The organism is Mycobacterium sp. PDNC021, assembly GCF_048282635.1.
GTDB classification, from domain to species: Bacteria; Actinomycetota; Actinomycetes; order Mycobacteriales; family Mycobacteriaceae; genus Mycobacterium; species Mycobacterium llatzerense.
The window spans coordinates 4523250-4547662 of record NZ_CP182502.1; the positions used below are offsets into that span (position 1 = coordinate 4523250).

Annotated in this window: 26 protein-coding genes and 1 tRNA gene; 18 read left to right on the plus strand and 9 right to left on the minus strand. The window is 66.3% G+C overall.

The genetic code is table 11. From position 1 onward, the window contains the following. The first annotated feature begins 8 nt into the window (after positions 1–8). Positions 9–1172, plus strand: coding sequence for a TetR/AcrR family transcriptional regulator (locus ACNO8X_RS21645; RefSeq protein WP_418002652.1), 1164 nt, complete (start codon positions 9–11; stop codon positions 1170–1172). Here ACNO8X_RS21645 and ACNO8X_RS21650 read toward each other — a convergent pair. Then, positions 1169–2113 carry a cobalamin biosynthesis protein gene (locus ACNO8X_RS21650; protein WP_418002653.1) on the minus strand — a complete coding sequence of 315 codons (945 nt, stop codon included), beginning with the start codon at positions 2111–2113 and terminating at the stop codon, positions 1169–1171. The genes ACNO8X_RS21645 and ACNO8X_RS21650 overlap by 4 nt on opposite strands. Positions 2114–2149: 36 nt before the next feature. On the opposite strand from ACNO8X_RS21650, the gene ACNO8X_RS21655 reads away from it, so the two are divergent. Continuing rightward, positions 2150–2977, plus strand: a complete 828-nt coding sequence (locus ACNO8X_RS21655) for an oxygenase MpaB family protein (RefSeq protein WP_418002654.1) — start codon at positions 2150–2152, stop codon at positions 2975–2977. A gap of 28 nt (positions 2978–3005) precedes the next feature. Continuing rightward, positions 3006–3401 (plus strand): VOC family protein, encoded by a 396-nt coding sequence (locus ACNO8X_RS21660; RefSeq protein WP_418002655.1) that lies wholly within the window; start codon positions 3006–3008, stop codon positions 3399–3401. A 2-nt stretch (positions 3402–3403) separates the two neighbouring features. Here ACNO8X_RS21660 and ACNO8X_RS21665 read toward each other — a convergent pair whose 3' ends face one another. After that, entirely contained in the window at positions 3404–4114 is a 711-nt protein-coding gene (locus ACNO8X_RS21665) for a DUF5666 domain-containing protein (protein WP_418002656.1), read from the minus strand. Between the two features lie 224 nt (positions 4115–4338). On the opposite strand from ACNO8X_RS21665, the gene ACNO8X_RS21670 reads away from it, so the two are divergent. From ACNO8X_RS21670 to ACNO8X_RS21700, 7 genes are all read left to right on the plus strand, one after another. Next, positions 4339–5178 (plus strand): SH3-like domain-containing protein, encoded by an 840-nt coding sequence (locus tag ACNO8X_RS21670; protein ID WP_418002657.1) that lies wholly within the window; start codon positions 4339–4341, stop codon positions 5176–5178. 30 nt (positions 5179–5208) lie between these two features. Continuing rightward, the gene (gene scnC / locus ACNO8X_RS21675; protein WP_418002658.1) at positions 5209–5928 is read left to right on the plus strand and encodes a thiocyanate hydrolase subunit gamma; all 720 of its coding nucleotides are present in this window, start codon (positions 5209–5211) and stop codon (positions 5926–5928) included. Beyond that, positions 5925–6263, plus strand: coding sequence for a thiocyanate hydrolase (locus tag ACNO8X_RS21680; RefSeq protein WP_418002659.1), 339 nt, complete (start codon positions 5925–5927; stop codon positions 6261–6263). Before scnC ends, ACNO8X_RS21680 begins: the two co-directional genes overlap by 4 nt. Positions 6264–6316: 53 nt before the next feature. Then, complete coding sequence (locus ACNO8X_RS21685; RefSeq protein WP_418002660.1) at positions 6317–6550, plus strand: hypothetical protein; 234 nt, start codon at positions 6317–6319, stop codon at positions 6548–6550. 18 nt (positions 6551–6568) lie between these two features. Beyond that, positions 6569–7771 (plus strand): YncE family protein, encoded by a 1203-nt coding sequence (locus ACNO8X_RS21690; protein ID WP_418002661.1) that lies wholly within the window; start codon positions 6569–6571, stop codon positions 7769–7771. 112 nt (positions 7772–7883) lie between these two features. Beyond that, entirely contained in the window at positions 7884–8921 is a 1038-nt protein-coding gene (locus ACNO8X_RS21695) for a hypothetical protein (RefSeq protein WP_418002662.1), read from the plus strand. A 156-nt stretch (positions 8922–9077) separates the two neighbouring features. Beyond that, positions 9078–9788, plus strand: coding sequence for an MgtC/SapB family protein (locus tag ACNO8X_RS21700; protein WP_418005991.1), 711 nt, complete (start codon positions 9078–9080; stop codon positions 9786–9788). A gap of 41 nt (positions 9789–9829) precedes the next feature. Here ACNO8X_RS21700 and ACNO8X_RS21705 read toward each other — a convergent pair. The 4 genes from ACNO8X_RS21705 to ACNO8X_RS21720 form a co-directional block, all read right to left on the minus strand. Next, a tRNA-Val gene (locus tag ACNO8X_RS21705) sits at positions 9830–9904 on the minus strand. 41 nt (positions 9905–9945) lie between these two features. Continuing rightward, entirely contained in the window at positions 9946–10401 is a 456-nt protein-coding gene (locus tag ACNO8X_RS21710) for a peroxiredoxin (protein WP_418002663.1), read from the minus strand. 97 nt (positions 10402–10498) lie between these two features. Further along, the gene (locus ACNO8X_RS21715; RefSeq protein ID WP_043986520.1) at positions 10499–10981 is read right to left on the minus strand and encodes a DUF3052 domain-containing protein; all 483 of its coding nucleotides are present in this window, start codon (positions 10979–10981) and stop codon (positions 10499–10501) included. A 58-nt stretch (positions 10982–11039) separates the two neighbouring features. Beyond that, a complete protein-coding gene (locus ACNO8X_RS21720; protein ID WP_260971564.1) occupies positions 11040–11582 on the minus strand; it encodes a hypothetical protein in 543 nt (180 codons plus the stop codon). A gap of 149 nt (positions 11583–11731) precedes the next feature. On the opposite strand from ACNO8X_RS21720, the gene aceE reads away from it, so the two are divergent. The 8 genes from aceE (at position 11732) to ACNO8X_RS21760 (ending at position 22103) form a co-directional block, all read left to right on the plus strand. Further along, the gene (gene aceE, locus ACNO8X_RS21725) at positions 11732–14521 is read left to right on the plus strand and encodes a pyruvate dehydrogenase (acetyl-transferring), homodimeric type (protein ID WP_418002664.1); all 2790 of its coding nucleotides are present in this window, start codon (positions 11732–11734) and stop codon (positions 14519–14521) included. A gap of 96 nt (positions 14522–14617) precedes the next feature. After that, positions 14618–15859, plus strand: coding sequence for a PucR family transcriptional regulator (locus tag ACNO8X_RS21730; RefSeq protein WP_418002665.1), 1242 nt, complete (start codon positions 14618–14620; stop codon positions 15857–15859). 198 nt (positions 15860–16057) lie between these two features. Further along, a complete protein-coding gene (locus ACNO8X_RS21735) occupies positions 16058–16978 on the plus strand; it encodes an ACP S-malonyltransferase (RefSeq protein WP_418005992.1) in 921 nt (306 codons plus the stop codon). Between the two features lie 75 nt (positions 16979–17053). Further along, positions 17054–17347: a meromycolate extension acyl carrier protein AcpM gene (gene acpM / locus ACNO8X_RS21740; protein ID WP_043400507.1), complete on the plus strand. Its 294-nt coding sequence runs from the start codon at positions 17054–17056 to the stop codon at positions 17345–17347. Next, entirely contained in the window at positions 17344–18594 is a 1251-nt protein-coding gene (gene kasA / locus ACNO8X_RS21745) for a 3-oxoacyl-ACP synthase KasA (RefSeq protein WP_418002666.1), read from the plus strand. The genes acpM and kasA overlap by 4 nt, the downstream gene beginning before the upstream one ends. Positions 18595–18619: 25 nt before the next feature. Then, a complete protein-coding gene (kasB, locus tag ACNO8X_RS21750; protein WP_260941000.1) occupies positions 18620–19873 on the plus strand; it encodes a 3-oxoacyl-ACP synthase KasB in 1254 nt (417 codons plus the stop codon). Between the two features lie 38 nt (positions 19874–19911). Next, on the plus strand, positions 19912–21339 hold the full coding sequence (locus ACNO8X_RS21755) for an acyl-CoA carboxylase subunit beta (RefSeq protein WP_043400516.1): 1428 nt from the start codon (positions 19912–19914) through the stop codon (positions 21337–21339). A 119-nt stretch (positions 21340–21458) separates the two neighbouring features. Continuing rightward, entirely contained in the window at positions 21459–22103 is a 645-nt protein-coding gene (locus ACNO8X_RS21760) for a dihydrofolate reductase family protein (protein WP_418002667.1), read from the plus strand. 106 nt (positions 22104–22209) lie between these two features. On the opposite strand, the gene ACNO8X_RS21765 is transcribed toward ACNO8X_RS21760, so the two are convergent. The 3 genes from ACNO8X_RS21765 to ACNO8X_RS21775 form a co-directional block, all read right to left on the minus strand. Continuing rightward, positions 22210–23064 carry an IS3 family transposase gene (locus ACNO8X_RS21765; protein WP_418002668.1) on the minus strand — a complete coding sequence of 285 codons (855 nt, stop codon included), beginning with the start codon at positions 23062–23064 and terminating at the stop codon, positions 22210–22212. Then, positions 23061–23390 carry a helix-turn-helix domain-containing protein gene (locus tag ACNO8X_RS21770; RefSeq protein WP_418002669.1) on the minus strand — a complete coding sequence of 110 codons (330 nt, stop codon included), beginning with the start codon at positions 23388–23390 and terminating at the stop codon, positions 23061–23063. Before ACNO8X_RS21770 ends, ACNO8X_RS21765 begins: the two co-directional genes overlap by 4 nt. Before the next feature lie 263 nt (positions 23391–23653). Further along, positions 23654–24403 (minus strand): SDR family oxidoreductase, encoded by a 750-nt coding sequence (locus ACNO8X_RS21775; RefSeq protein WP_418002670.1) that lies wholly within the window; start codon positions 24401–24403, stop codon positions 23654–23656. Between the last annotated feature and the right edge of the window lie 10 nt (positions 24404–24413).

Here is a 24413-nt window from a genome sequence, read left to right on the forward strand (position 1 = left end):
GGACCGGGATGAGTGACAAGCCGGCACGCGGTACCCGGCCGTCGAACCGTCGGGAACTCATCCTGGTCGCCGCCGAGGACCTGTTCTATCGCGATGGCTTTGCGCACGTCGGCATGGGTGACATCGCGGACGCCGTCGCAATCGGAGCTTCGGCGCTCTACCGCCACTTCCGCAGCAAGCAGGAGCTGCTGGCGCAGGTAGTGGTCAACGGGCTGGACGCGACCGACAAGATGTTGGCCGAATCGGGCCCTGCGACACAGGTGCTCGCCGCCGATGTCGCGACCAGCATGATCGAACACCGTTCGGTGGGGATTCTGTGGCACCGGGAGTCACGAAACCTCGACCCGGACAGCCGGGCTGCCATTCGCGTGCAGGTGCGCGACATCGGGGCGCGGCTGGCGGCGATGATCGCCGGCGAGCGACCGGATATCGGAGCCGCCGAGGCCGACCTGCTCGCGTGGTGCGTGCTCGGGGTCGGAACCAGCATTTCCTTCCACAACCTCTCTCTCCCCGAGCCAGATTTCAGTCGGCTCTTGACCGCATTGGTTGCCGCGGTGCTCGAAGGCGATGTACCGACACTGATCACGCGCGCCGTCGAATCGGCGAGCAGTGAAACCTTGGAGCGTTCGCGCCACGACACGATCATCACTCGATCCGTGAAACTCTTTGCCGAACAAGGCTATTCGAACGTCGGCATCGAAGACATCGGTGCCGCAGTAGGTATCGCCGGACCCAGTGTGTACAACCATTTCAACACCAAGGCGGACATCCTCATCGCTGCCATGGACCGTGGAGACGAATGGCTGCGGGTCGACATGCAACGCACGCTGGCCCGAGCCGCCGATGGCGCGGATGGCCTTCGTCGCCTCCTGACGAGCTACAGCGAATTCGCCTTCGAATACCCGCAACTTGTCCAGCTCTTGATCACCGAGATCGTGCAGCTGCCACCAGAGGATCAACACCGGATGCGGGCGGCTCAGTATCAGTATGTGGCGGAATGGGTTCAGTTGGTCCGATCGGCTCACCCTGGTTGCGACTCGACAAGCGCCAGGATTCGGGTCCAGGCGGTCATCAACATGATCAACGACATCGCACTGACCGGGCACTTGCGTCGCTACGAAAAGGTGACCGACGCGTTGGTCGGCATCGGCATGGACTTGCTGACGGGCTAGCTGCCCGAACCCTTCAGCCGGGGACGGGCGCCTACGACCAGGGCCACCATCGCTGCCAGCGCCTGAACCCGGCGGGTAAGCCGCACAGCTCTTTTCAGATCCGCGGCGGCCGGCGCAGGACCGTCACCGAGCGTCGGCCGCATCTCCAGACGATGCGCGTACTGCGTCGGTCCCCCGAGCTGCACGCCGAGGGCCCCGGCGAATGACGCCTCTGCCACACCGGCATTGGGGCTCGGGTGCTTGTGCGCGTCGGCGCGCCAGGCCCGCCACGCCGCAGCCGGGCGACCGGACACCGCCATCACACACAGCCCCGTCACGCGGGCCGGCAGGTAGTTGAGGATGTCGTCGAATCGTGCTGCCGCCCAACCGAACCGGGTGTAGCGCGGATTGAGGTGCCCGATCATCGCGTCGAGGGTGTTGGCGCCGCGATACACCAGCAGGCCCGGCACCCCGGCGACCGCACCCCACAGGATCGGCGCGACCTGCGCGTCGGAGGTGTTCTCCGCGACCGATTCCAGTGCGGCCCGAGCCAGCCCGTCGGCGTCCAGGAACGCCGGGTCCCGCCCACACAACGACGGCAGCAGTTCGCGGGCCGCGGTCACGTCATCGCGGTCCAACCGGGCCGCCATGTCGGCGCCGGTACGGGCCAGCGACGTGCCACCCAGCACCGTGTACGTCGCCGCGGCAGTAACCAAGGTCTTCGCAACCGGACCCCGCGCGATGCGATCCAGCCCGAAACCCAGTGCCCCCAGCCCGACCAGCAGCGCCGCGGTATGACCGGCCCCCGCCAGCCGATTGTCGCGGTAGGTACGGCGCTCCAGGGCGGCGGCCGCCGTCCCGAACAGCGCTACGGGATGGCCGCGGCGGGGGTCGGCCCAGCACACATCTGCCAGGTAGCCGAGCGCCAGACCGGCCGCCCTCGGGGCGCTTCTGTCAAACACGCCGGGCAGCGTCTCACAAGGTGTTTACTCGGCATCATGCGGCTCGGTCCACCACGGCACCCGAAGCGAGTTGTCGACCTCATCAACCCCGCGGCAGCGCTGGCGCCGGCAGCCAACGTGATCATGCAATTGGCCCTCCCCGGCGTCGGCTACGGCGTGCTGGAAAGCCCCGTCGATAGCGGCAATGTCTACAAGCATCCGTTCAAACGCGCCCGCACCACCGGCACCTACCTGGCGGCCGCCGTGTACGGCACCGACGACGACCGCGCCCTGATCCGCCGCGAGGTGGACCGGGTGCACGCCCTGGTGCGGTCGACGGCGTCCAGTCCGGTGAAGTACAGCGCGTTCGATCCGAAGCTGCAGTTGTGGGTGGCATCCTGCCTCTACCGCTACTACATCGATCAGCACGAGTTCCTGTACGGCCCGCTGAGCCCCGAAGCCGCCGACGCCATCTATCAGGACGCCCGCACCCTCGGCGCCACGCTGCAGGTGCGCGAGAGCATGTGGCCGGCCGACCGGCTCGCCTTCGACGAGTACTGGAAACGCACGCTCGACCAGCTGCAGATCGACGAACCCGTGCGCGAACACCTGCACGGCGTGGCGTCGCTGGCGTTCCTGCCCACCCCGCTGCGGCAGTTGGCCGGTCCCTTCAACCTCTTCGCGACGACGGGCTTCCTGCCCGCCGAGTTCCGCACCCACATGAAGCTGGCGTGGACACCCGCGCAGCAGCGCTGGTTCGACCGGCTGATGACGGCGCTGCGGCTGGCCGACCGGGTGATCCCGCGCGACGTGTGGCTGTTCGGCTACCAGCTGTACCTGTGGGATATGCGGGCCCGCGCACGGCGCGGAAAACCGTTGGTATGAACCAACATTCACAATCAGGAGGCATCTCATGGCGTTCGCAGCACTGAACCATGTCGCGGTCACCGTCAGCGACATGACGGTCAGCGGTCCCTGGTATCGCGCCCTGATCGGCGACGACCCGGTGCTCGACGAGCACACCGACGCCGGCTACCGACATCTGGTGTGGGCACTGCCCGGCGGCACCTTGTTCGGCATCCACCAGCATGACCGCGCCATCGAGCCCGGCCAGTTCAGCGAGTTCCGGGCCGGCCTCGATCACGTCGGCTTCGGCTGCGCCTCCCGGGCCGACCTCGTCGACTGGGCCGGCCGGCTCGAGGAGCTGGGCGTCACGCACGGCGGCGTCATCGACGCGCCCTACGGGTCGGGCCTGAGTTTCCGCGACCCCGACGGCATCGCGCTGGAGTTCTTCGCGCCGCCGGGATGATCTCAGCGGTGCTGGTGCTCGCCGCCTCCGCCGCCACACGCACCATTCATCGCGGGCCGCACCATCGCAAACGTGGCCTGCAGGACGCCACTGCCGTCCTTGGTACCGCGCGCGCCCAGACACATCCCGGCGGCGATCGCCTTCGCGTCCGCGCCGGCACTCTTGGTGTAGCGGGTATCGGGCGTCACCGTCACGGTGATCTGGCTGTTGTCGGCGTCGGTGACCATGATCGTGTTGCCGTTCACCGAGGCGACCGTGCCGTTGATGCCATGTTCGCGCTTCCCGCCCTTCTCACCGCATTGCGCGTTGCGCGGTTGGCCGACGAGGACGTTCGCGGCGGTCACCGCGGGACTGTTGTTGTCGTCGTTGCCCTTGACCGGGCGGACGGCGACGCACTCGCCGGCGGTGACGTCGGTCAGCTGGCCGGGGGCGAGCTGGGTGATTCGCGTCGAGGAGGTGATGTTCACCGTGCCCGGCCCGTCCTTCCCCGTGACCGACACGGTGCCGCCCGACACCGAGTTGACGAGCCCGGACACCCGGTCCTTGCCGCCCGGACCTCCGGGAGCCGGGCTGGCGGACGGCGACGACGAGGTGCTGGCAGCTTTCGAGCTGGGCGCTGGTGTGTTCGACGATCCGCAGGCCGACAGGGAGAGCGCAGCGAATCCGGCGAGGGTGACGACGCCGTAGCGCCGCGCACGAGTTGTAGTGGACATGAGCCCACAGTGAACGGCCCAGCAATGAATCAGCTCAGATATTGATATGAAGACGCTGGGTGCGGCGGCGCAAACTGGCACGAGACCGCCACCGCGGAGTTAAGGTCGCTTACGTAGTCATGTGAGCGAGGACGCCGGGGGTGCGTTCGTTCCTCAGCATGTTTCGGATGCCGAATCGGCCCCTCGCGTCAGATTGTTGCGTCTGCACAACACGAGGAGCTGTCATGAGCACAGCGGCCGAGCGCGCAGCCCAACTGGGCTTGGTGTCCCGACTGAAATCGTCCTATCCGGAACTTCCCGACGCCCCCTACCCCGACATGCTCGACTCCGCCCGCATCACGGCGTACCTCAAACCCGTCCACGACGTGGGCGGCGAGCCGGATGCGCCCATGGAGTACGTCAACAAGCAGTACGAACTGTGGGAGCACATGACGTACGTGATCTGCGAGGTGCTGGCCTGGCGCGGGATCTGGCTGTCGGAGGAACGGCGCCGGATCGGCAACGTCGACGTCGGCCGCGCCGAATACCTGGGCCTGCCTTATTACGGCCGCTGGTTGCTGTCGGTTGCCCGGGTGCTGATCGAGAAGCACCACATCAGCCTCGGTGAGCTGATGGAGCGCATGGCCGAGGTCAAGGCCCGGTACGAGGGCGGGCTCGACGGGAAGACGCTCGACGCCCAGCCCAAGTCGGTTGGTGACGGTTCGAACGTCAAACGCAACAAGCACCACATCGACGCTGTCGGCATCGGCGATCCGCAGATCTACGCAGGTAAGGCCGGCACGCCGAAGTTCAAGGTCGGCGACACGGTGGTGGTGCGGGAGCTACCGGTGATCTTCTACACCCGCACCCCCGAATATGTGCGCGGCGCGACCGGCACGATCGCCGCGCAGGCCTACGAAAGCCCGGCGCCGGAGGACGAGACCTGGGACATCCCTGAAGCGCCGCCCGAGTGGTTCTACGTCGTCGAGTTCAACCAGTCCGAGCTGTGGCACGACTACACCGGGACGACCAAGGACACCTTGCGCACCGAAATCCCCGAACGCTGGCTGGAAGCCGCCGTCTAGCTCAATTCACTGTTGCCAGAAAGGATCTGCATGTCCGATCACCACCATGATCACGACCACGATCACGCCCGCACGGTGAAGCCCATGGTCGACGAGATCACCGACTTCGAGGTGCTCGAGATCGCGCTGCGCGAATTGTGTATCGAGAAGGGCATTTTCACCGCCGAGGAGCATCGGCGGTTCACCGAATTCGCCGAGCAGATCGGCCCCAGCCCCGCGGCCCGGCTGGTCGCCCGGGCCTGGCTCGATCCCGAGTTCGCCGAACTCGCCGTCAACGACTCGCTGGCCGCCAGCAAGGCTGTCGGCGTCGACTGGCTGGAGCCGACGGGCTTCGGCACCCCAAGCGATTTCGTCGCCTTCCAGATCCTCGCCGATACGCCCACGGTGCATCACGTCATCGTCTGCGCGCTGTGCTCGTGCTATCCGCGGCCGATTCTGGGCAACTCCCCCGAGTGGTACCGGACGCCCAATTACCGACGGCGGCTGGTCCGTTGGCCGCGTCAGGTGCTGGCCGAGTTCGGGCTGTATCTGCCCGACGACGTCGAAGTCAGGGTCGAGGACTCCAACCAGAAACACCGCTTCATGGTGATGCCTATGCGCCCCGAGGGCACCGACGGGTGGACCGAAGATCAACTCGCCGAGATCATCACGCGCGACTGCCTGATCGGGGTGGCACTCCCCAAGCCGGGCGTGACCACCAACGTGATCGTGACAACCCGCCCGGCCATGCACCCAGGGACGGCCGGATGAGCAACATCGCCCCGCTGCAAGACATCGTGGCACGCGACCAGGTCTGGTCACGGATGGCAGCGAAGTGGGGCGTGGAAAACCCGGTTCCCCCATGGAAAACCAGCCTCGACGGCCTGTGCGACGCGCTCGACCATTCGGCGTGCGACGCGGAGGTGCTCAGCTTCAAGGAACGCCGAGACGAGGAAGACGCCCTCTCTGCAACCGTGTACGCCGGCCTGCCGTACCCCGAGAGCCAATTGGTCTCGCTCGCACACTCGCTCGTCGCCCGCGGCGTCATCAGCGAGGCCGAGTTGCAGGAACGACTCGCGAGCGTGCGGGCCCGGCTGGAGGCCTGACCGCGGATGTCACTTTCGGTCCACAGCCGGCGCATAGGTGCCACACTGGCCACGTGACGACGAACGATATCTACGAGCGACTCGGCGCGCTGGAGCAATTGGTTCGACATCTCTACGCGCAGACCGGAATTCCCCTGCCCGACGTGCGGTCGATGGCGCAAACACAAGTGTCGGACCGCGTGCTCGAACTGCTCGCCTCCGGCAACAAGATTGCCGCCGTCAAGGCTTACCGCGACGAGGCCGGAGTCGACCTGCCCACCGCGACCCGGGTCATCGAATCCCTGTAACCCGAAGGAGCCGTCGCCATGCTCGCAGTCATCGCAACGATCCCCGAGAGCGGCGGTCCCACATCGGCGGTGCCGAGTCCGGCTGGCGATCGCCTCTATGTCGGCAACAGCGGTAGCCAGACGGTCTCCGTGATCGCCACGGCCTCCAACGCCGTGGTCGACGCCATCGGACCCGGCGTGGGATTGCAGGGCGCCCAGCAGTTGGTCGTGCATCCGGACGGTACGCGGCTGTACTGCAACAACCTCGGTGGGCTGTCGGTGATGGACGTCAGCACCAAATCCGTTGTAGCCGTGGTGCTGTCCGGCTGGGCCGGACAGGTGGCCGTCCACCCCGACGGCTCCACCGTCTATCTCGCCTCGGGCGGCGACAGCGATGGCACCTCCGACCCGAAGGTCATGCTGATCGACGCCGCCACCAACACGGTGACCGGAACCATCAAGGTCGACGAGGCCTACTACCTGGCCGTCAGCCCCGACGGCTCCCGGCTCTACGTCGCGGGCTACACCGGCGACCTGATCTGGGCCATCGACACCGTCACCCACAGCGTCGTCAAGACATTTGCCGTCGGCAAGCCGATCAGCGGGCTCGTCGTCAGCCCCGACAACAGCCGCGTCTATGTGATGGGCGGAGTCAAGTTCGGTGTGACCACGAGCAATGTGACCGTGGTCGATGTCGGCACCGGTACGGTCACCACCGGCGTCACCTTCCCGCTCGGCCAGGAGCTCAACGACATCACTGTCGCACCCGACGGCTCCGCGGTCTACGTCACCCAGCTGACCGGCGATGTGAGCCGGATCGACACTGCGACCATGACCGTGACCGACACCGTCAACGTCGGTAATTACGCAGGGGCCGTTGCCGTTTCCCCCAATGGGTCGCGGATCTACGTCACCAACCGGTTCAACAACACGGTGTCGGTGATCGCGCAATTGCACACATTGCTCGGGGGCATCGACCTTCCCGATCTGGTCGGCAAGCTGATCGGTGGCGCCGCCGCGGGCGGGAACGGTTGGCTGGTCATCGGCGATCACTTCTATCCGATACCGCCCCGAGAGCCCGTACTGCAGGCCATTGCGCGCGCGCTCGCGCCACACGCCGGAAAGCCGGTACAGAACCACGAACTGGGCCAACGCCTGCGCCGCACCCTGGCGTCCGATCCCGAAGCGCCGAAAATGGCGCCCGGGAACTTCCACCCCGATGGGCATCGGCCGCAGCACTAGCTGCAGCCAAAGCCGTCGCACCACAAAACATTGCAAATAGCTCAGCACCGAAGCAAATTTGTCGATACCGTCAATATTGCTTGAGTTCCATACCTCGGTCAGGAGCTTTCAAATGCATACACTCACCACTCGTTTGAGCCTGCCCACCGCCGCCGCTGTCATGGCCGCCAGCGTCATCGTCACCGCTCCTCCGCCACCGGCATTGACTGCCCTCCCGGCACCGGTGATCCACAGCGTGCAGGTACCGGATATTCAGCTCACCGCCACGATCGCCGACATCCTGCAGTTCCCCGCGTTCAGGCAGTGGGTGATCAATCAGGTCGATGACGCCCTGACGATCGGCGTCGGCCTGGCCAAGGCGGGCCAGGGCGTCGGACAAACGATCAGTGCCATTCCAGGGCTCGTGGTCACCGTCGCCCAGCAGATCCTCGCCCGCGATCTCGTAGGGGCACTCGGCACTGTCGAATCGGGACTGATCGGTGCGGTCACCGTCATCGGCGGGCCGATTCTGGTCTCCGTCATCGAGCGCAACCAGCGCCAACTGGCCGTCGACCAGGCGCTGCAACAAGCGGTGCCCGCGGCGCTCATCGGACTCGGCGCCGGCCTGCTCGGCGGCTTCAACGATTTCGCGGCCTCTGCGATCATCGCCGGTCAGAACGTCGTGGCCGCCCTGCTGCCCATCAACATCGGCAATCTCGTCACCGCCGTGGTCGACGGCGTCAAGCTCGTCGTCCAGGGACTCGGCACCGGCGCCGGCAAGATCGTCGACGGGATCGCCTTCGCCCAGCAGACCATCGCCCACGCGCTGGCCACTCAACCGGCACCGATTGCGGCGACGACGCCCACCCCGGCATCCGGGGTCGCGGTCACCGCCATACCGAAGATCACCGCGACGAAGGTCAAGCCCCCGCTGAAGCTCGTGCCCACGGCAGCCAAACCCGCGGCGACAGACACCAAGGACCCGACAGACACCAAGGACGCCACCAAGCCGGACACCACCGGCGCCGGAACCACCTCGAATGCCAATTCGGGAACGTCGGGCACCGGCAGCAAGACCGAGAAGAAGACCAGCACCAAGAAGCCAAAGCCGAAGGCCGGCAACAAGACCCGTGGCCAGAAGGCCGCGTCGACGACGCAGGCCGCCGCCTGAGGTCGAGCATCAACGGTACGCGCGTCTCACTACGAGTCGGCCACTGTTCACTTTGAGTTCGCAGTCTGTCCCTACCATCCGCCCCTACTGCCGTCGCAGCCGATAGACGCGCTTCGAGCGCGTCCGTCAACTCGAAAGCAACAGGAGCACAAGGTGATCGACACACTGGATATCGCGCTGCGGATCGGCGCCGGCCTGGGCCTCGGCGCGGCGATCGGGCTCGAGCGACAGTGGCGCTCCCGCAACGCCGGATTGCGCACCGCCGCACTGGTCAGCCTCGGGTCAACGCTGTTCGTGATCATGGGCGGCTACACCTTCGCGGGTGAACACGCTGACCCCACCCGGGTCGCCGCCCAGGTCGCCTCTGGTATCGGCTTCCTTGGTGCCGGCGTGATCATGCAGCAAGGCGCCACGATCTCCGGGCTCAACACCGCGGCCACCCTATGGGCGTCGGCCGCCATCGGCGCCTTGGCCGGCGGCGGACTGATGGTGCCCGCGGTGATCGGAAGTTGCGCGGTCATCGCCGCCAACATCTTCCTGCGACCGGTCGGACGCACGCTGGACCGGCACCGCCGCCCCGGCGCTGAAGAGTCCGCCGCCGAATATCGGTTCGAGGTGCGGTGCGCGACCAGCGCCGAACTCCACATCCGCAGCCTCATCTTCGACGCGATTTCGCACCCCAACCTCACGGTGCGATCCATCTCCGCGGTCGATCTGCCCGACGACGAGGGGGTGCGCATCACCGCCACGGTCATCGCCGACGAACGCGATGACCACCGCATCGAGGCCGCGCTGGCAGACGTCATCAAGGCACCGGCCGTCACGGCCGTGCGGTGGAGCGCCGACGACATGAGCCCGGTCGACTAGAAACAGCCCCACTGGCCGACAAAGCCGCTACCAGGGGAGTTTGGTGGGCGCGGACGGTATCGAACCGCCGACCGCTGGTGTGTAAAACCAGAGCTCTACCACTGAGCTACGCGCCCCGCCTCGGGCACGCTACACGGGATGACGTGCCAAGGGAAAATCAGTCGAGGGCGGCCAGGGCGCCGACCCAGACAGACTGGTCGCGCGCCTCGCCCGGCGATGTGCACTCGGAGAACCGCACCACGCCGTCCCGATCCACGAGGAACGTGCCACGGTCCGGATAGCCCGCATCGGCGTTGAACACCCCGTAGAGCTGGGACACCGCGCCGTGCGGCCAGAAGTCGGACAGGATCGGGAACTCGAAGCCCGATTCACGGGCCCAGACCTTGTGCGTGGCCGGCGGGCCGACCGAGATGGTCAGTGTTTCCACCGAGTCATTGCGATACCGGGCCAGGTTCTCCTGGATCTCGCCGAGCTCCCCCGCACACACCGGGGTGAACGCCAGCGGGAAGAACACCAACAGCACAGACCGGCCGCGCAGCGCCGATAGCGTCACCGCGCGGCCGTGCTGGTCTTTCAGCGTGAAGTCCGGCGCGACGGACCCGACGTCGATCACGGTCGCGAGCCTGACCACAGGGCGAAATGGGGTTCGAAATTCCGCCACCCGGTCAGGCTCGCGCCACAGGAAGCCTGCGGGAGCAAACCCAACCGCACTAGTGCCGGCCCGCGGCCTTCGACTTGGGCTGCACCAGGCGACTGGCGATCCAGTCCCCGAGGTTGGCCGACGAGGTGACCACCAGGCCCGCCGTCGGCGCCGACTCGGCGATCTCGGCAGGCTGGACGTGGCCACTCTTGCCGGTCTTCGGGGTGACCACCCAGATCACACCGTCCTCGGCCAGCGGGGTGATGGCGTCCATGAGACGGTCCACCAAGTCGCCGTCGTCATCGCGCCACCACAGCAGCACGACGTCCACGACTTCGTCGGAATCCTCGTCGAGAAGCTCTGCACCGCACGCATCTTCGATGTCGAGACGGATGTCGTCGTCGGTGTCCTCGTCCCAGCCCAGCTCTTGGACGATCTGATTTTTTTGAATGCCCAGTCTCTGGGCGTAGTTCGGCGCGTCCGCCGCGGCCACCGGTGTCCTCCTCTTACCTGCTGATATGCAGTCTGTGTGTGTGGAACCCAATAGTCGCATGCGACGACGATTCATTCGACGCAAGACACATCTTTGTTCGCCGAGATAAGCGCGAGATTTACCCGCACGCCGTCTCGGTCGACGACTTGGCTTCATTGAACGAGTCGACCGCCGCATTGAAATCAGAGGTCGACGCATTGGTACTGATCGCCGTGGCCAGCGTCTGGGCCGCTGCGGCCCAGCCGGCCAGCGCGGCTTTGAGAGTGTCCGACTGCACTGTCGTCGCACTCTTGGTCACCGAGTCGGCCGCGTGGTGCAGCGCGTCAACCGCGGCCTGCAACTTGGCGGCATCGGTGCCACCGGCGTTCTCGGCATCGACGTAGGCGTTGACCGCCTGCATCGCCGGTTTACCGGTGTCGACGAAGACCTGGCACGCTGCCTGGGTCGCCGCGACCGAGGCACTCGACGAACTCGAACTGGCTGACGCCGCTGCCGACAACGACACCGAAGTTCGGTACGCCGCTGCGCCAGGCTGATCGACCGTGGAGCTGCCTTCTACGGACTTACTGCAACCGACGATCACCATGGCGGATACCGCCAGGCCCCCGAACGCCAGAGCGGCTGCGCGAAGCCGCGAGACACCTACCGCGCTCGTCACCATCAGCTGACCGTACAGGGTGATTCCGCCAATCATCGTCATCACAACGCGTACTCGCCGGTAGCCCACCCCGCCGCCTATCCTGCGGCACGATAGGTGGACGATTGGCAGTGCCAAAAGCACCGCCAAAATCGAATAGCAAGGAGTGGCAGTTGACCACTGAGTTCGTGCGCCAAGACCTGGCTCAAAACTCCAGTACTTCAGCCGAACCCGACCGGGTCCGGGTGATTCGTGACGGTGTCGCGTCATACCTACCCGACATCGACCCCGACGAGACCGCCGAATGGCTGGAATCGTTCGACGACCTGTTGGGTCGTTCCGGGCCCGCGCGTGCCCGCTACCTGATGCTTCGGCTGTTGGAGCGTTCGCGCGAGATGCGCGTGTCCATCCCCGCGCTGACGTCCACCGACTACGTCAACACCATCCCGACCGATCTCGAGCCGTGGTTCCCCGGTGACGAAGAGGTCGAGCGCCGCTTCCGCCGCTGGATCCGCTGGAACGCCGCCATCATGGTGCACCGCGCGCAGCGCCCCGGTGTTGGTGTGGGCGGCCACATTTCGACGTACGCATCGTCGGCGTCGCTGTACGAGGTCGGCTTCAACCACTTCTTCCGCGGCAAGAACCACCCCGGCGGCGGCGACCAGATCTTCATCCAAGGCCACGCCTCCCCCGGCATCTACGCCCGCGCCTTCCTCGAGGGCCGCCTGTCGACCGACCAGCTGGACGGCTTCCGGCAGGAGCACAGCCACCCCGGCGGCGGCCTGCCGTCGTACCCGCACCCCCGCCTGATGCCCGATTTCTGGGAATTCCCCACGGTGTCAATGGGTTTGGGCCCGATGAACGCCATCTACCAGGCGCGCTTCAACCACTACCTGCACGACCGCGGACTCAAGGACACCAGCGACCAGCATGTGTGGGCCTTCCTCGGCGACGGCGAGATGGACGAGCCCGAGAGCCGCGGCCTGATCCAGGTCGCCGCCAACGAGGCGCTGGACAACCTGACGTTCGTCGTCAACTGCAACCTGCAGCGCCTCGACGGCCCGGTCCGCGGCAACGGCAAGATCATCCAGGAACTGGAGTCGTTCTTCCGCGGCGCCGGCTGGAACGTCATCAAGGTGGTGTGGGGCCGCGAATGGGACGCCCTGCTGCACGCCGACAAGGACGGCGCGCTGGTCAACTTGATGAACGTCACGCCCGACGGTGACTACCAGACCTACAAGGCCAACGACGGCGCGTACGTGCGCGACCACTTCTTCGGCCGCGACCCCCGCACCAAGGCGCTGGTCGACCCGATGTCCGACCAGGAGATCTGGAACCTCAAGCGTGGCGGCCACGACTACCGCAAGCTGTACGCGGCCTACCGCGCGGCCATGGAGCACAAGGGGCAGCCGACGGTCATCCTGGCCAAGACCATCAAGGGCTACACCCTGGGCAGCCATTTCGAGGGTCGCAACGCGACGCACCAGATGAAGAAGCTGGCGCTCGACGACCTCAAGAAATTCCGGGACGCGACGCGGGTGCCGATCACCGACGCCCAGCTCGAAGAGAACCCGTATCTGCCGCCGTACTACCACCCGGGCACCGAGTCGCCGGAGCTCCGCTACATGCTCGACCGCCGCCGGACCCTCGGCGGCTTCCTGCCGGAGCGGCGCACCAAGTCCAAGCCGCTGCCGCTGCCGGGCCGCGACGTGTACAAGTCGCTGAAGAAGGGCTCGGGCAACCAGGCCGTGGCCACCACCATGGCGACGGTGCGTACCTTCAAAGAACTGTTGCGCGACAAGAACATCGGGCCGCGCATCGTGCCGATCATCCCCGATGAGGCCCGCACGTTCGGCATGGACTCGTGGTTCCCGAGCCTGAAGATCTACAACCGCAACGGCCAGCTCTACACCGCCGTGGACGCCGATTTGATGTTGGCGTACAAGGAAAGTGAGATCGGCCAGATCCTGCACGAGGGCATCAACGAGGCCGGGTCGACGGCGTCGTTCACCGCAGTCGCCACCTCGTACGCCACCCACGACCTGCCGATGATCCCGATCTACATCTTCTATTCGATGTTCGGGTTCCAGCGCACCGGCGACGGGTTCTGGGCGGCGGCCGACCAGATGGGCCGCGGCTTCGTGCTGGGCGCCACCGCCGGGCGCACCACGCTCACCGGCGAGGGCCTGCAGCACGCGGACGGACATTCGCTGCTGCTGGCTTCGACCAACCCCGCGGTGGTGGCGTACGACCCGGCGTTCGCGTACGAGATCGCGTACATCATCGAGAACGGTCTCGAGCGCATGTACGGCGAGAACTCGGAGAACGTCTACTTCTACATCACCATCTACAACGAGCCGTACCAGCAGCCGGCCGAGCCCGAGAACTTCGATCCCGAGGGCGTCCTGCGCGGCATGTACCGGTTCCGCGCCGCGACGGACAAGCGCTCGAGCACGGCGCAGATCCTGGCGTCCGGTGTCTCGATGCCCGAGGCGCTGCGCGCGGCGGACATGCTGTCCGCCAACTGGGATGTGGCGGCCGACGTGTGGTCGGTGACCAGCTGGGGCGAGCTGAACCGCGACGGCGTGTCCATCGACCGGCACGCGCTGCGGCACCCGGACCAGCAGGCGCCGGTGCCGTACGTGACCGCCAAGCTCGCGAACACCGCGGGCCCCGTGGTCGCGGTGTCGGACTGGATGCGCGCGGTGCCCGAGCAGATCCGTCCGTGGGTGCCGAACACCTACGTCACCCTCGGCACTGACGGTTTCGGCTTCTCCGACACCCGTCCGGCGGCCCGTCGCTACTTCAACACCGACGCCGAGTCGGTGGTGGTGGCGGTGCTGGAGGCGCTCGCCCGCGACGGCGAGATCGATCCGTCGGTGGCCGTCGCTGCCGCCAAGCAGTACCGGATCGACGACGTCTCCGCGGCCGAGGTGTCGTACGCGGACACCGGCAGCGCATAGCAACACGTGCGCCGAGATGACGCTTTCCAGCGGAAAGCGTCATCTCGGCGTCTCAAGTTGGCAGTAATCTCCAGAAATCAAGCGTAGCTTTTAGCTATGCCCGACAACACGGCCGGCAATCGGTTCGTTCCGCCCAAGTCGACGCTCGAAGTGCTCGAGAACGTGCCCGAGACGGTGCTGCGTCGCCTCAAGCAGTACTCCGGCACGTTGGCGACCCAGGCGGTACATGCCCTCGAAGAGCGGCTGCCGTTCTTCGCCGAGTTGGAGGCCTCCCAGCGCGCCAGCGTGCATCTGGTGGTACAGACCGCGGTGGTCAACTTCGTCGAGTGGATGCGCGATCCGAACAGCGACGTCAGCTACACCGCAGAGGCCTTCGAGGTGGTGCCCCAGGATCTGCGGCGCCGGATCGCGCTGCGGCAGTCGGTGGAGATGGTGCGAACCACCATGGAGTTCTTCGAGGAAGTGGTGCCGCTGCTGGCCCGCACCGAGGAGCAACTGACCGCGCTGACCGCCGGCATTCTGCGGTACAGCCGCGATCTGGCCTTCGCGGCCGCCAGCGCCTACGCCGACCAGGCCGAGGCCCGCGGCGCCTGGGATACCCGAATGGAAGCCAACGTCGTGGACGCTGTCGTGCGCGGCGACGTCGGCCCCGGACTGCAATCCCAGGCCGCGGCGCTGAACTGGGACGCCACCGCGCCCGCGACCGTCGTGGTGGGTTTTCCCCGGCCTGACCGGGCCGATCTGGCCAGCGAGGACGTGCACGACGTCGTCACCCGCCACGGCCGCGTCGCGCTGTCCGACGTACACGGCACCTGGCTGGTGGCCATCGTGTCCGGACAGATCTCCCCCACCGACCGGTTCCTGGGTGAACTGATGGCCGTGTTCGCCGACGCCCCCGTGGTGATCGGGCCGACGGCCGCCACGCTGACGGCGGCGCATTACAGCGCCACAGAGGCCATCGCCGGGATGAATGCGGTGAGTGGCTGGACAGGCGCGCCCCGCCCGGTGCCGGCCCGTGAACTGCTGCCCGAACGCGCGCTATTGGGCGACCGTTTGGCCATGGCAGCCCTGGAACTCGAGGTGGTCCGGCCGCTGGCAGACGCGGGTCCGGCGCTGACTGAGACGCTCGACGCCTACCTCGACACGGGCGGCGCCATAGAAGCGTGCGCTCGCAAATTGTTCGTTCATCCAAACACCGTCCGGTACCGGTTGCGCCGGATCGCGGACTTCACCGGCCGCGATCCGATGGTGCCCAGGGATGCGTATGTGCTCCGTGTGGCGTCCACGGTGGGTCGATTGAGCCGTCAGACACCCCAAAACAACCCACAAATCGCCTGATCAGAGCACCCGGCCATGGCCTACTGGACGGTAACAAGAGGCTCCGCGGGGTGATCCACATCGCAGCGAGGTCTCGCCAACGTTGCATAACGTGCGTTTTTGTAGACATTCCACAAAACTTTAAGACGAGGTTCATAATCTCTTACACGGCATAAAACCCGCTTCACAGTGTTTTCTTAATCCGTGCCTCAAACACCTGTGCTTGCGCTGCTTGCCCCCGGGCAGGGATCTCAGACGCCCGGCATGCTCACCGCTTGGTTGGAGCTGCCTGGCGCCGCTGACCGTCTGGCCACCTGGTCGGAGATCAGCGGCCTGGATCTGGCCCAGCTGGGCACCACGGCGACCGCTGAGGAGATCACCGATACCGCGGTGACCCAGCCCCTGGTCGTCGCGGCCACGCTGCTCGCACACGAAGAGCTGACCAAGCGCGGCCTGCTGGCCGGTGCCACCACGATCGTGGCCGGCCACTCTGTCGGCGAAATCGCCGCCTACGCCATCGCCGGCGTCATCTCCGCCGACGAGGCCATCAAGCTCGCGGCCACCCGCGGCGCGGAGATGGCCAAGGCCTGCGCGCTGGAGCCCACCGGTATGGCCGCGGTGCTCGGTGGCGACGAGACCGAGGTGTTGGCCCGTCTCGAAGCCCTGGAACTGGTCCCGGCCAACCGCAACGCGGCGGGGCAGATCGTCGCCGCCGGTGCCGTCGCGGCGCTGGAGAAGCTGGCCGAGGATCCGCCCGCCAAGGCCCGGGTCCGGGTGCTCGCCACCGCCGGCGCCTTCCACACGCACTTCATGGGATCGGCGCAGGAGCCGTACGCGGCTGCCGCGGCGACCGTGAGCCCCAGCGAGCCGACCACCACCCTGCTGTCCAACGCCGACGGCCAGCCGGTCGCCGACGCCGCGGACGCCATGGCCAAGCTGGTCGCCCAGATGACCCGTCCGGTCCGCTGGGACCTGTGCTCGGCCACGCTGCGCGAGCGCTTCGACGGCCAGGAAATCACCGGCATCATCGAGTTCCCGCCGGCCGGCACCCTCACCGGGATCGCCAAGCGCGAGGTCAAGGGCGTGCCCACCTTCGCCATCAAGACACCTGCAGACCTGGACGGACTCACCGAGTTCTAACAGGGCTGTTTGCCGAAACAACCAACCCGGCACACCAAATCCGGTGTGCCGACACAACAAAAAGAAGGAGCCATCGTGGCTGCCAACCAAGAAGAAATCATCGCCGGCCTCGCCGAGATCATCGAAGAGGTCACCGGTATCGAGCCGTCTGAGGTCACCCCTGAGAAGTCCTTCGTCGACGACCTGGACATCGACTCGCTGTCGATGGTTGAGATCGCCGTTCAGACCGAGGACAAGTACGGCGTGAAGATCCCGGACGAGGACCTGGCCGGTCTGCGCACCGTTGGTGACGTCGTCGCCTACATCCAGAAGCTCGAGGAAGAGAACCCCGAGGCTGCTGCCGCGCTGCGCGATAAGTTCACGAAGTGACCAGGCCTTCCACTGCTAACGGAGGCTTCCCGAACGTAGTGGTGACCGCCGTGGAGGCAACCACGGCGCTCGCTGCTGACATCGAGAGCACGTGGAAGGGCCTCCTGGCAGGCGAAAGCGGCATCCGTGAGTTGACCGACGACTTCGTCACCAAGTGGGACCTTCCGGTGCGTATCGGTGGCCACCTGGTCGATGACATCGAGAGCCAGCTGACTCGTGTCGAACTGCGCCGCAATTCCTATGTGCAGCGCTTGTCGCTCGTGCTGGCCCGGCGGCTCTGGCAGAACGCCGGCGCACCCGAGGTCGATCCCGATCGTTTCTCGGTCGTGATCGGCACCGGTCTCGGTGGTGGCGAGAAGATCGTCGAAACCTACGACGCGATGAACGAGGGCGGCATACGCAAGGTCAGCCCGCTCGCCGTTCAGATGATCATGCCCAATGGCGCGGCTGCTGTCGCCGGTCTTGAGCTCGGCGCCCGCGCCGGGGTCATCACCCCGGTGTCTGCGTGCTCGTCGGGTTCTGAGGCCATCGCCCACGGCTGGCGTCAGGTCGTCATGGGCGACGCGGACTTCGCCGTCGTCGGCGGTGTGGAGGGCACCATCGAAGCGCTGCCGATCGCGGCGTTCTCGATGATGCGCGCCATGTCGACCCGTAACGACGAGCCCGAGCGCGCGTCCCGCCCGTTCGACAAGGACCGGGACGGCTTCGTGTTCGGCGAGGCCGGCGCGTTGATGATCATCGAGACCGAAGAGCACGCCCTGGCCCGTGGCGCCAAGCCGCTGGCCCGGCTGCTGGGTGCCGGTATCACCTCGGACGCGTTCCACATGGTGGCCCCGGCAGACAACGGCCTGCGGGCCGGTGCCGCGATGAAGCGTGCACTGGAGACCGCAGGGCTGGACGCCAAGGACATTGACCACATCAATGCCCACGGCACGGCGACTCCGATCGGTGACACCGCCGAGGCCAATGCCATCCGGGTTGCCGGATGTCAGAACGCCGCGGTGTACGCACCCAAGTCGGCGCTCGGCCACTCCATCGGTGCGGTCGGTGCGCTCGAGTCGGTGTTGACAGTGCTCGCGTTGCGCGACGGGGTCATCCCCCCGACGCTGAACTACGAGACGCCGGATCCCGACATCGATCTCGATGTGGTTGCGGGCGAGCCTCGTTATGGCGACTTCAAGTACGCCATCAACAACTCGTTCGGTTTCGGTGGCCACAATGTGGCACTCGCTTTCGGTAAGTACTGAGGCAAAAGAGGAAAGTCGCACGTAGATGTCTCCACTCTCGACGGGGAACGGACTGCCCAACGTGGTCGTCACTGGCTTTGCCATGACGACCGCGTTGGCGACCGACGCAGAAACCACCTGGCAGAAGCTGCTCGCAGGCGAGAGCGGGATCCGCCTCCTCGATGACCCGTTCATCGAGGAGTACGACCTGCCTGTCCGCATCGGCGGTCACCTCCACGAGGACTTCGAGAGTGAGCTGACGCGCGTCGAGCTGCGTCGGCTGTCGTATCTGCAAAAAATGTCGACGGTCATCGGCCGCCGTGCGTGGGAGAACGCCGGCGCGCCCGATGTCGACACCCGGCGCCTGATGGTGTCGATCGGCACCGGCATCGGTTCGGCCGAAGAGCTGGTGTTCGCCTACGACAACATGCGGTCGAAAGGCCTGCGCGGGGTGTCCCCGCTGGTCGTGCAGATGTTCATGCCGAACGGCTCGGCCGCCGCGGTCGGGCTCGATCGCAAGGCCAAGGCCGGCGTCAGCACCCTGATCTCGGCATGCGCCTCCGGCTCGGAGGCCATCGCCAACGCGTGGCGCAACATCGTCCTCGGTGAGGCCGATATCGCCATCTGCGGTGGTGTGGAAACCAAGATCGAGGCAGTACCGATCGCAGGCTTCGCTCAGATGCGCATCGTGCTGTCCACCTCCAATGACAACCCGACCGGCGCCTGTCGGCCGTTCGACCGGGACCGCAACGGTTTCGTGTTCGGCGAAGGCGGTGCCCTCATGGTCATCGAGACCGAGGAGCACGCCAAGGCCCGCGGCGCCAACATCCTGGCGCGCCTGATGGGTGCCAGCGTGACCTCGGACGGCTTCCACATCGTGGCGCCGGACCCCAACGGTGAGCAGGCTGGACACGCCATGAGCCGGTCCATCCAGCTCGCGGGCCTGCAGCCGACGGATATCGACCACATCAACGCACATGCGACCGGCACCAGCGTCGGCGACGTCGCCGAGGGCGTGGCCATCAACAACGCCATGAAGGGCCACAAGCCCGCGGTGTACGCCCCCAAGTCCGCGCTGGGCCACTCGGTCGGCGCGGTTGGCGCGGTGGAGTCCATCCTCACCGTGATGGCGCTGCGCGATGGCGTGGTTCCCCCCACACTGAACTTGGAGAACCTGGATCCGGAGATCGATCTGGATGTGGTCTCCAAGGCTCCGCGGCTCGGCGACTACAAGTACGCAATCAACAATTCGTTCGGGTTCGGCGGACACAACGTCGCACTCACCTTCGGCCGGTACTGAGCGCCAAGCACAGTCCGCGAGATCAAGGAGATTAGAAAATGACGACCCTGGCACCTGAGGCGACGGCCGCCGAATCACTTGATCCTCGTGACCCACTGCTGCGCCTGTCGACGTTCTTCGACGCCGGCAGCGTCAAGCCGCTGCACGAGCGCGACAAGTCGGGCGTCCTGGCCGCCTCCGGCACCGTCAACGGCGTGCACACCATCGCGTTCGCCACCGACGGCACCGTCATGGGTGGCGCCATGGGCGTCGACGGCTGTGCGCACATCGTTCGCGCCTACGACACCGCCATCGACGAGCAGGCCCCCATTGTGGGCATCTGGCACTCCGGTGGCGCCCGTCTGGCCGAGGGTGTGCGCGCGCTGCACGCGGTCGGCCAGGTCTTCGAGGCCATGATCCGGGCCTCGGGCTACATCCCCCAGATTTCGCTGGTCGTCGGCTTCGCCGCCGGTGGTGCCGCCTACGGCCCCGCGCTGACCGACGTCATCGTCATGGCCCCTGAGGGCCGCGTCTTCGTCACCGGCCCGGACGTCGTCCGCAGCGTCACCGGTGAGGACGTCGACATGGTCTCCCTCGGTGGACCCGACACCCACCACAAGAAGTCCGGCGTGTGCCACATCGTCGCCGACGACGAACTCGACTGCTACGCGCGCGGCCAGCGCCTGGTCGGCTTGTTCAGCCAGCAGGGCCACTTCGACCGCAACAAGGCCGAGGCCGGCGACACCGACATCCGCGCCCTCATGCCCGAGTCGGCCCGGCGCGCCTACGACGTGCACCCGATCGTCGAGGCCCTGCTCGACGAGGGCGTGCCGTTCGAAGAGTTCCAGTCCAAGTGGGCGCCGTCCATCGTGGTCGGCCTTGGCCGCCTCGCCGGCCGCTCCGTCGGCGTCATCGCCAACAACCCGCTGCGCCTGGGCGGCTGCCTGAACTCCGAAAGCGCCGAGAAGGCCGCACGTTTCGTGCGCCTGTGCGACGCCTTCGGCATCCCGCTGGTCGTGCTGGTCGACGTCCCCGGCTACCTGCCCGGTGTGGACCAGGAGTGGGGCGGCGTGGTGCGCCGCGGCGCGAAGCTGCTGCACGCGTTCGGTGAGGCCGAGGTCCCCCGCGTCACGCTGGTGACCCGCAAGATCTACGGCGGCGCCTACATCGCCATGAACTCGCGGTCGCTCGGCGCGTCGAAGGTCTTCGCCTGGCCGGACGCCGAGGTCGCCGTCATGGGCGCCAAGGCTGCCGTCGGCATCCTGCACAAGCGCAAGCTGGCCGCTGTCGAGGACGCCGCCGAGCGCGAGGCGCTGCACGAAGAGCTGGCCCTCGAGCACGAGCGCATTGCCGGTGGCGTCGACTCCGCCATCGAGATCGGCGTGGTCGACGAGAAGATCGATCCGGCCCACACCCGGTCGAAGATCACTCAGGCCCTCGCCGAGGCCCCGGCCCGCCGCGGTCGCCACAAGAACATCGCGCTCTAGGGTTTTTCCCGGCGCCGAGTGGCCAGTTATTGCACGTATTCTCCAGAATTTCGTGCGATAACTGGCCATTCGCCGTTGATGGGCGATGAGTTCTGCCGGCGATGGGAGTCTGTACAGCCGTGACGCAACTGGTGAAAGTGCAGAACTTCAACGTCTCGGCGGACGGCTTCGGCGCCGGTGTCGGACAGAGCTTCGAGCGGCCCTTCGGCCACGCCGATCCGGGCGTGATGTTCGCCTGGGCCGGCGCCACCGCCAACTGGCCCAACCGCACCGAGCCGGGCGGCACGCGCGGCCTGGACGACTTCCTCGTCCGCGACTTCCACCACAACATCGGCGCAGAGATCATGGGCGCCAACAAGTTCAGCCCCTACCGCGGACCGGCCTACCTCGACTGGCAGGGCTGGTGGGGCGACGAGCCGCCGTTCCACACCCCGGTGTTCGTGATGACGCACCACCTGCGGCCGTCGTTCACCCTGTCGGACACCACGTTCCACTTCGTCGACGCGGGGCCGGCCGAGGTGCTGGAACTCGCCCGAGAAGCAGCGCAGGGCAAAGACATTCGCATCGGCGGCGGGGCCACCACGGTGCGGGCGTTCCTCGACGCCGACCTGATCGACACCCTGCACGTGGTGGTGTCCCCCACCGTGACGCTCGGCGAGGGCTCACGACTCTGGGAGTCCCCCGACGAGCTGCTCGACCGGTACAACTGCGACGTGGTGCCCAGCTCCAGCGGCGTCATCCACCACTTGTTCTGGCGCCGCTGAGTTCTCTCGCGAGCAGTCCCCCGCAAGCGGGCGGTACCCCCAGTGAAAACCCCCAAAATACCCAGGTTGAAGTGGTCCCCGAAAGTTGGACTCTGAGGGTTGGAGCTTAAGCGGCAAGGGCCTGGGCCCGGTATTGGACCGGGCTCAGGCCCTTGAGCTTTGTGGAGATGCGTTCGGTGTTGTACCAGCAGATGTAGTCATCGAGCTCAGCGGTGAAGTCCTCGATGGTGTCGAATCGGTTGTGGTGGAACATTTCTGACTTCAGATGGCCGAAGAAGTTCTCGGCGACGGCGTTGTCGTAGCAGTTGCCCTTGCGTGACATGGACTGCGAGGCATCGGCATCGTTGAGCAGGCCACGCCAGGACCGGTGCCGGTACTGGAAGCCTTGATCGGAATGCACCAGGGGCCGCTCGCCGGGTTCGAGGGTGGCGATCGCCGAGGCCAGCGATGAGTTGGTCAACTCCAGATTCGGTGACAGTGACCGGGAGTGCGCCACCACCGATCGGTCGAACAGGTCGAGCACCGGCGACAGATAGACCTTGCGATCGCCGATCCGGAACTCGGTCACGTCAGTGACCCACTTCTGATTCGGCGCGGTGGCGGCGAAGTCGCGATCGAGGACGTTGTCGGCGATCTGCCCGGTCTCACCGGTGTGGGAGTTGTAGCGGCGGCGGCGCCGCACCCGGCAGATCAGCGCGAGCTCGCGCATCAACGCCAGCACGGTCTTTTTGGCCACCACAAAACCCCGTCTGGTCAGCACGGTGTGCAGCCGGCGGTGACCGTAGCGGCCGTAGGCGGCCTCGAACTCCTCGGCGATCGCGGTCTTGAGGTCAGCCCGCGGGTCGGGCACCTCAGGTTTGCCCTGGTGGTAGTAGAACGTCGACCGCGCCAGTCCCGCGACCTGCAGTAACAACGGCAACCGATGGTCAGCCTTGAGTGCGGCAACAGCGGCGGCTTTCACCGCTGTTCGTGCGCCATCAAGGCCCGCAATTTTTTTAGGTAGGCATTTTCCGCCCGCAACCGCAGATTCTCCTGCTCGAGCCGCTGCAGATCGGTCAGCTCCTGTGGCGGGGAGTCGGCGTTTTTGGGTTGACGCCCTTTGAGTTTGGGTTTCAACCCATCCTCACCCAGTCGGCGATAGGACCGCACCCACGATCGCACGAGCTGGTCCGAGGACAGCCCGTACTCCATGGCCACTTCGGCTGCAGTCGCGCCATCGTTGACGACCTTGCCCACCACTTCGAGCTTGAACTCGAACCGATACTGCGTGTTGGTCGGTTTAGCCACTAGCGCCTTCCTGCCGTGCAGGACCCATCGACGACGCAGATCGCGAACCGCCCAACGGCTCACTCCCAGATAACTCGCCGTGGCACCATAGCCCCGACCCTGCTCGAACAACGCTACCGCCACACTGCGTTGGGCCTCAGTCAACGAACACTGTGGATGCAAAAAAGTACTCCCCAGACGAAGGAACCGAATTTCTCGGTCCAACTTCTGGGGAGCACTTCAATCATCCGATTTTGGGGGTTTTCGCGTCTGCTCGGCAGCTACTACCGCGTGGTGTAGCCACCGTTGGCGAAGATGGTCTGGCCGGTCACCCAGTGCCCTTCGTCGGCGAGGAAGACGACCAGCGGCACGATGTCCTCGATGAGGGTCAGCCGGCCGCCCATCGCCTGCGACTTGTGGAACGCCACACGCTCCGGGGTCTCCTGGCCGTAGAAGAAGGGCGTGTCCATGGGTCCGGGGCCGACGTTGTTGACGTTGATCCCGCGCGCCGCAAACTCTTTCGCCGCGGCGCGGGTGAAGTGCTCGACAGGGCTCTTGGCGCCGGCGTAGGTGCTGTACCCGTCGGTGAACGCCGCCAGCAGCGCCGTCACGATGGTGATGACCGATCCGCCGTCGTTCAGCCGGCGACCGGCCTGCTGCAGGAAGAAGTACGCGGCCTTCGCGTTGATATCGAACATCGAATCGTACTCGGCCTCAGTCGTTTCCACGATCGGCTTGCGCAGCACCTTGCCGACGGTGTTGACCGCGATGTCGACGCCGCCGAACGCTTCGGCCGCCGCGTCGAACAGCTTCTCCACGTTGCCGGGGATGGTGAGGTCGCCCTGGACCTTGATGGCCTTGGCACCGGAGCCCTCGATCGCGGCGACGGTCTGGTCGGCGTCGACCTCGGTGGCGGCGCTGTTGTAGTGCACCGTGACGTTGACGCCGCGCGCGCCGAGCGTGGTGCTGATCAGACCGCCCAGGTTCTTGGCTCCGGCGGCGACGACTGCTGACTTGCCTTCGAGATTGCTCATGACGCCCACG

Bases quoted from the DNA above. Each gene is read 5' to 3' on its own strand.
- ACNO8X_RS21645 (WP_418002652.1), top strand. From the start codon at position 9: ATGAGTGACAAGCCGGCACGCGGTACCCGGCCGTCGAACCGTCGGGAA.
- ACNO8X_RS21655 (WP_418002654.1), top strand. From the start codon at position 2,150: ATGCGGCTCGGTCCACCACGGCACCCGAAGCGAGTTGTCGACCTCATC.
- ACNO8X_RS21660 (WP_418002655.1), top strand. From the start codon at position 3,006: ATGGCGTTCGCAGCACTGAACCATGTCGCGGTCACCGTCAGCGACATG.
- ACNO8X_RS21665 (WP_418002656.1), bottom strand. From the start codon at position 4,114: ATGTCCACTACAACTCGTGCGCGGCGCTACGGCGTCGTCACCCTCGCC.
- ACNO8X_RS21670 (WP_418002657.1), top strand. From the start codon at position 4,339: ATGAGCACAGCGGCCGAGCGCGCAGCCCAACTGGGCTTGGTGTCCCGA.
- scnC (WP_418002658.1), top strand. From the start codon at position 5,209: ATGTCCGATCACCACCATGATCACGACCACGATCACGCCCGCACGGTG.
- ACNO8X_RS21680 (WP_418002659.1), top strand. From the start codon at position 5,925: ATGAGCAACATCGCCCCGCTGCAAGACATCGTGGCACGCGACCAGGTC.
- ACNO8X_RS21690 (WP_418002661.1), top strand. From the start codon at position 6,569: ATGCTCGCAGTCATCGCAACGATCCCCGAGAGCGGCGGTCCCACATCG.
- ACNO8X_RS21695 (WP_418002662.1), top strand. From the start codon at position 7,884: ATGCATACACTCACCACTCGTTTGAGCCTGCCCACCGCCGCCGCTGTC.
- ACNO8X_RS21715 (WP_043986520.1), bottom strand. From the start codon at position 10,981: ATGCGACTATTGGGTTCCACACACACAGACTGCATATCAGCAGGTAAG.
- ACNO8X_RS21720 (WP_260971564.1), bottom strand. From the start codon at position 11,582: ATGGTGACGAGCGCGGTAGGTGTCTCGCGGCTTCGCGCAGCCGCTCTG.
- ACNO8X_RS21730 (WP_418002665.1), top strand. From the start codon at position 14,618: ATGCCCGACAACACGGCCGGCAATCGGTTCGTTCCGCCCAAGTCGACG.
- kasB (WP_260941000.1), top strand. From the start codon at position 18,620: ATGTCTCCACTCTCGACGGGGAACGGACTGCCCAACGTGGTCGTCACT.
- ACNO8X_RS21755 (WP_043400516.1), top strand. From the start codon at position 19,912: ATGACGACCCTGGCACCTGAGGCGACGGCCGCCGAATCACTTGATCCT.
- ACNO8X_RS21775 (WP_418002670.1), bottom strand. From the start codon at position 24,403: ATGAGCAATCTCGAAGGCAAGTCAGCAGTCGTCGCCGCCGGAGCCAAG.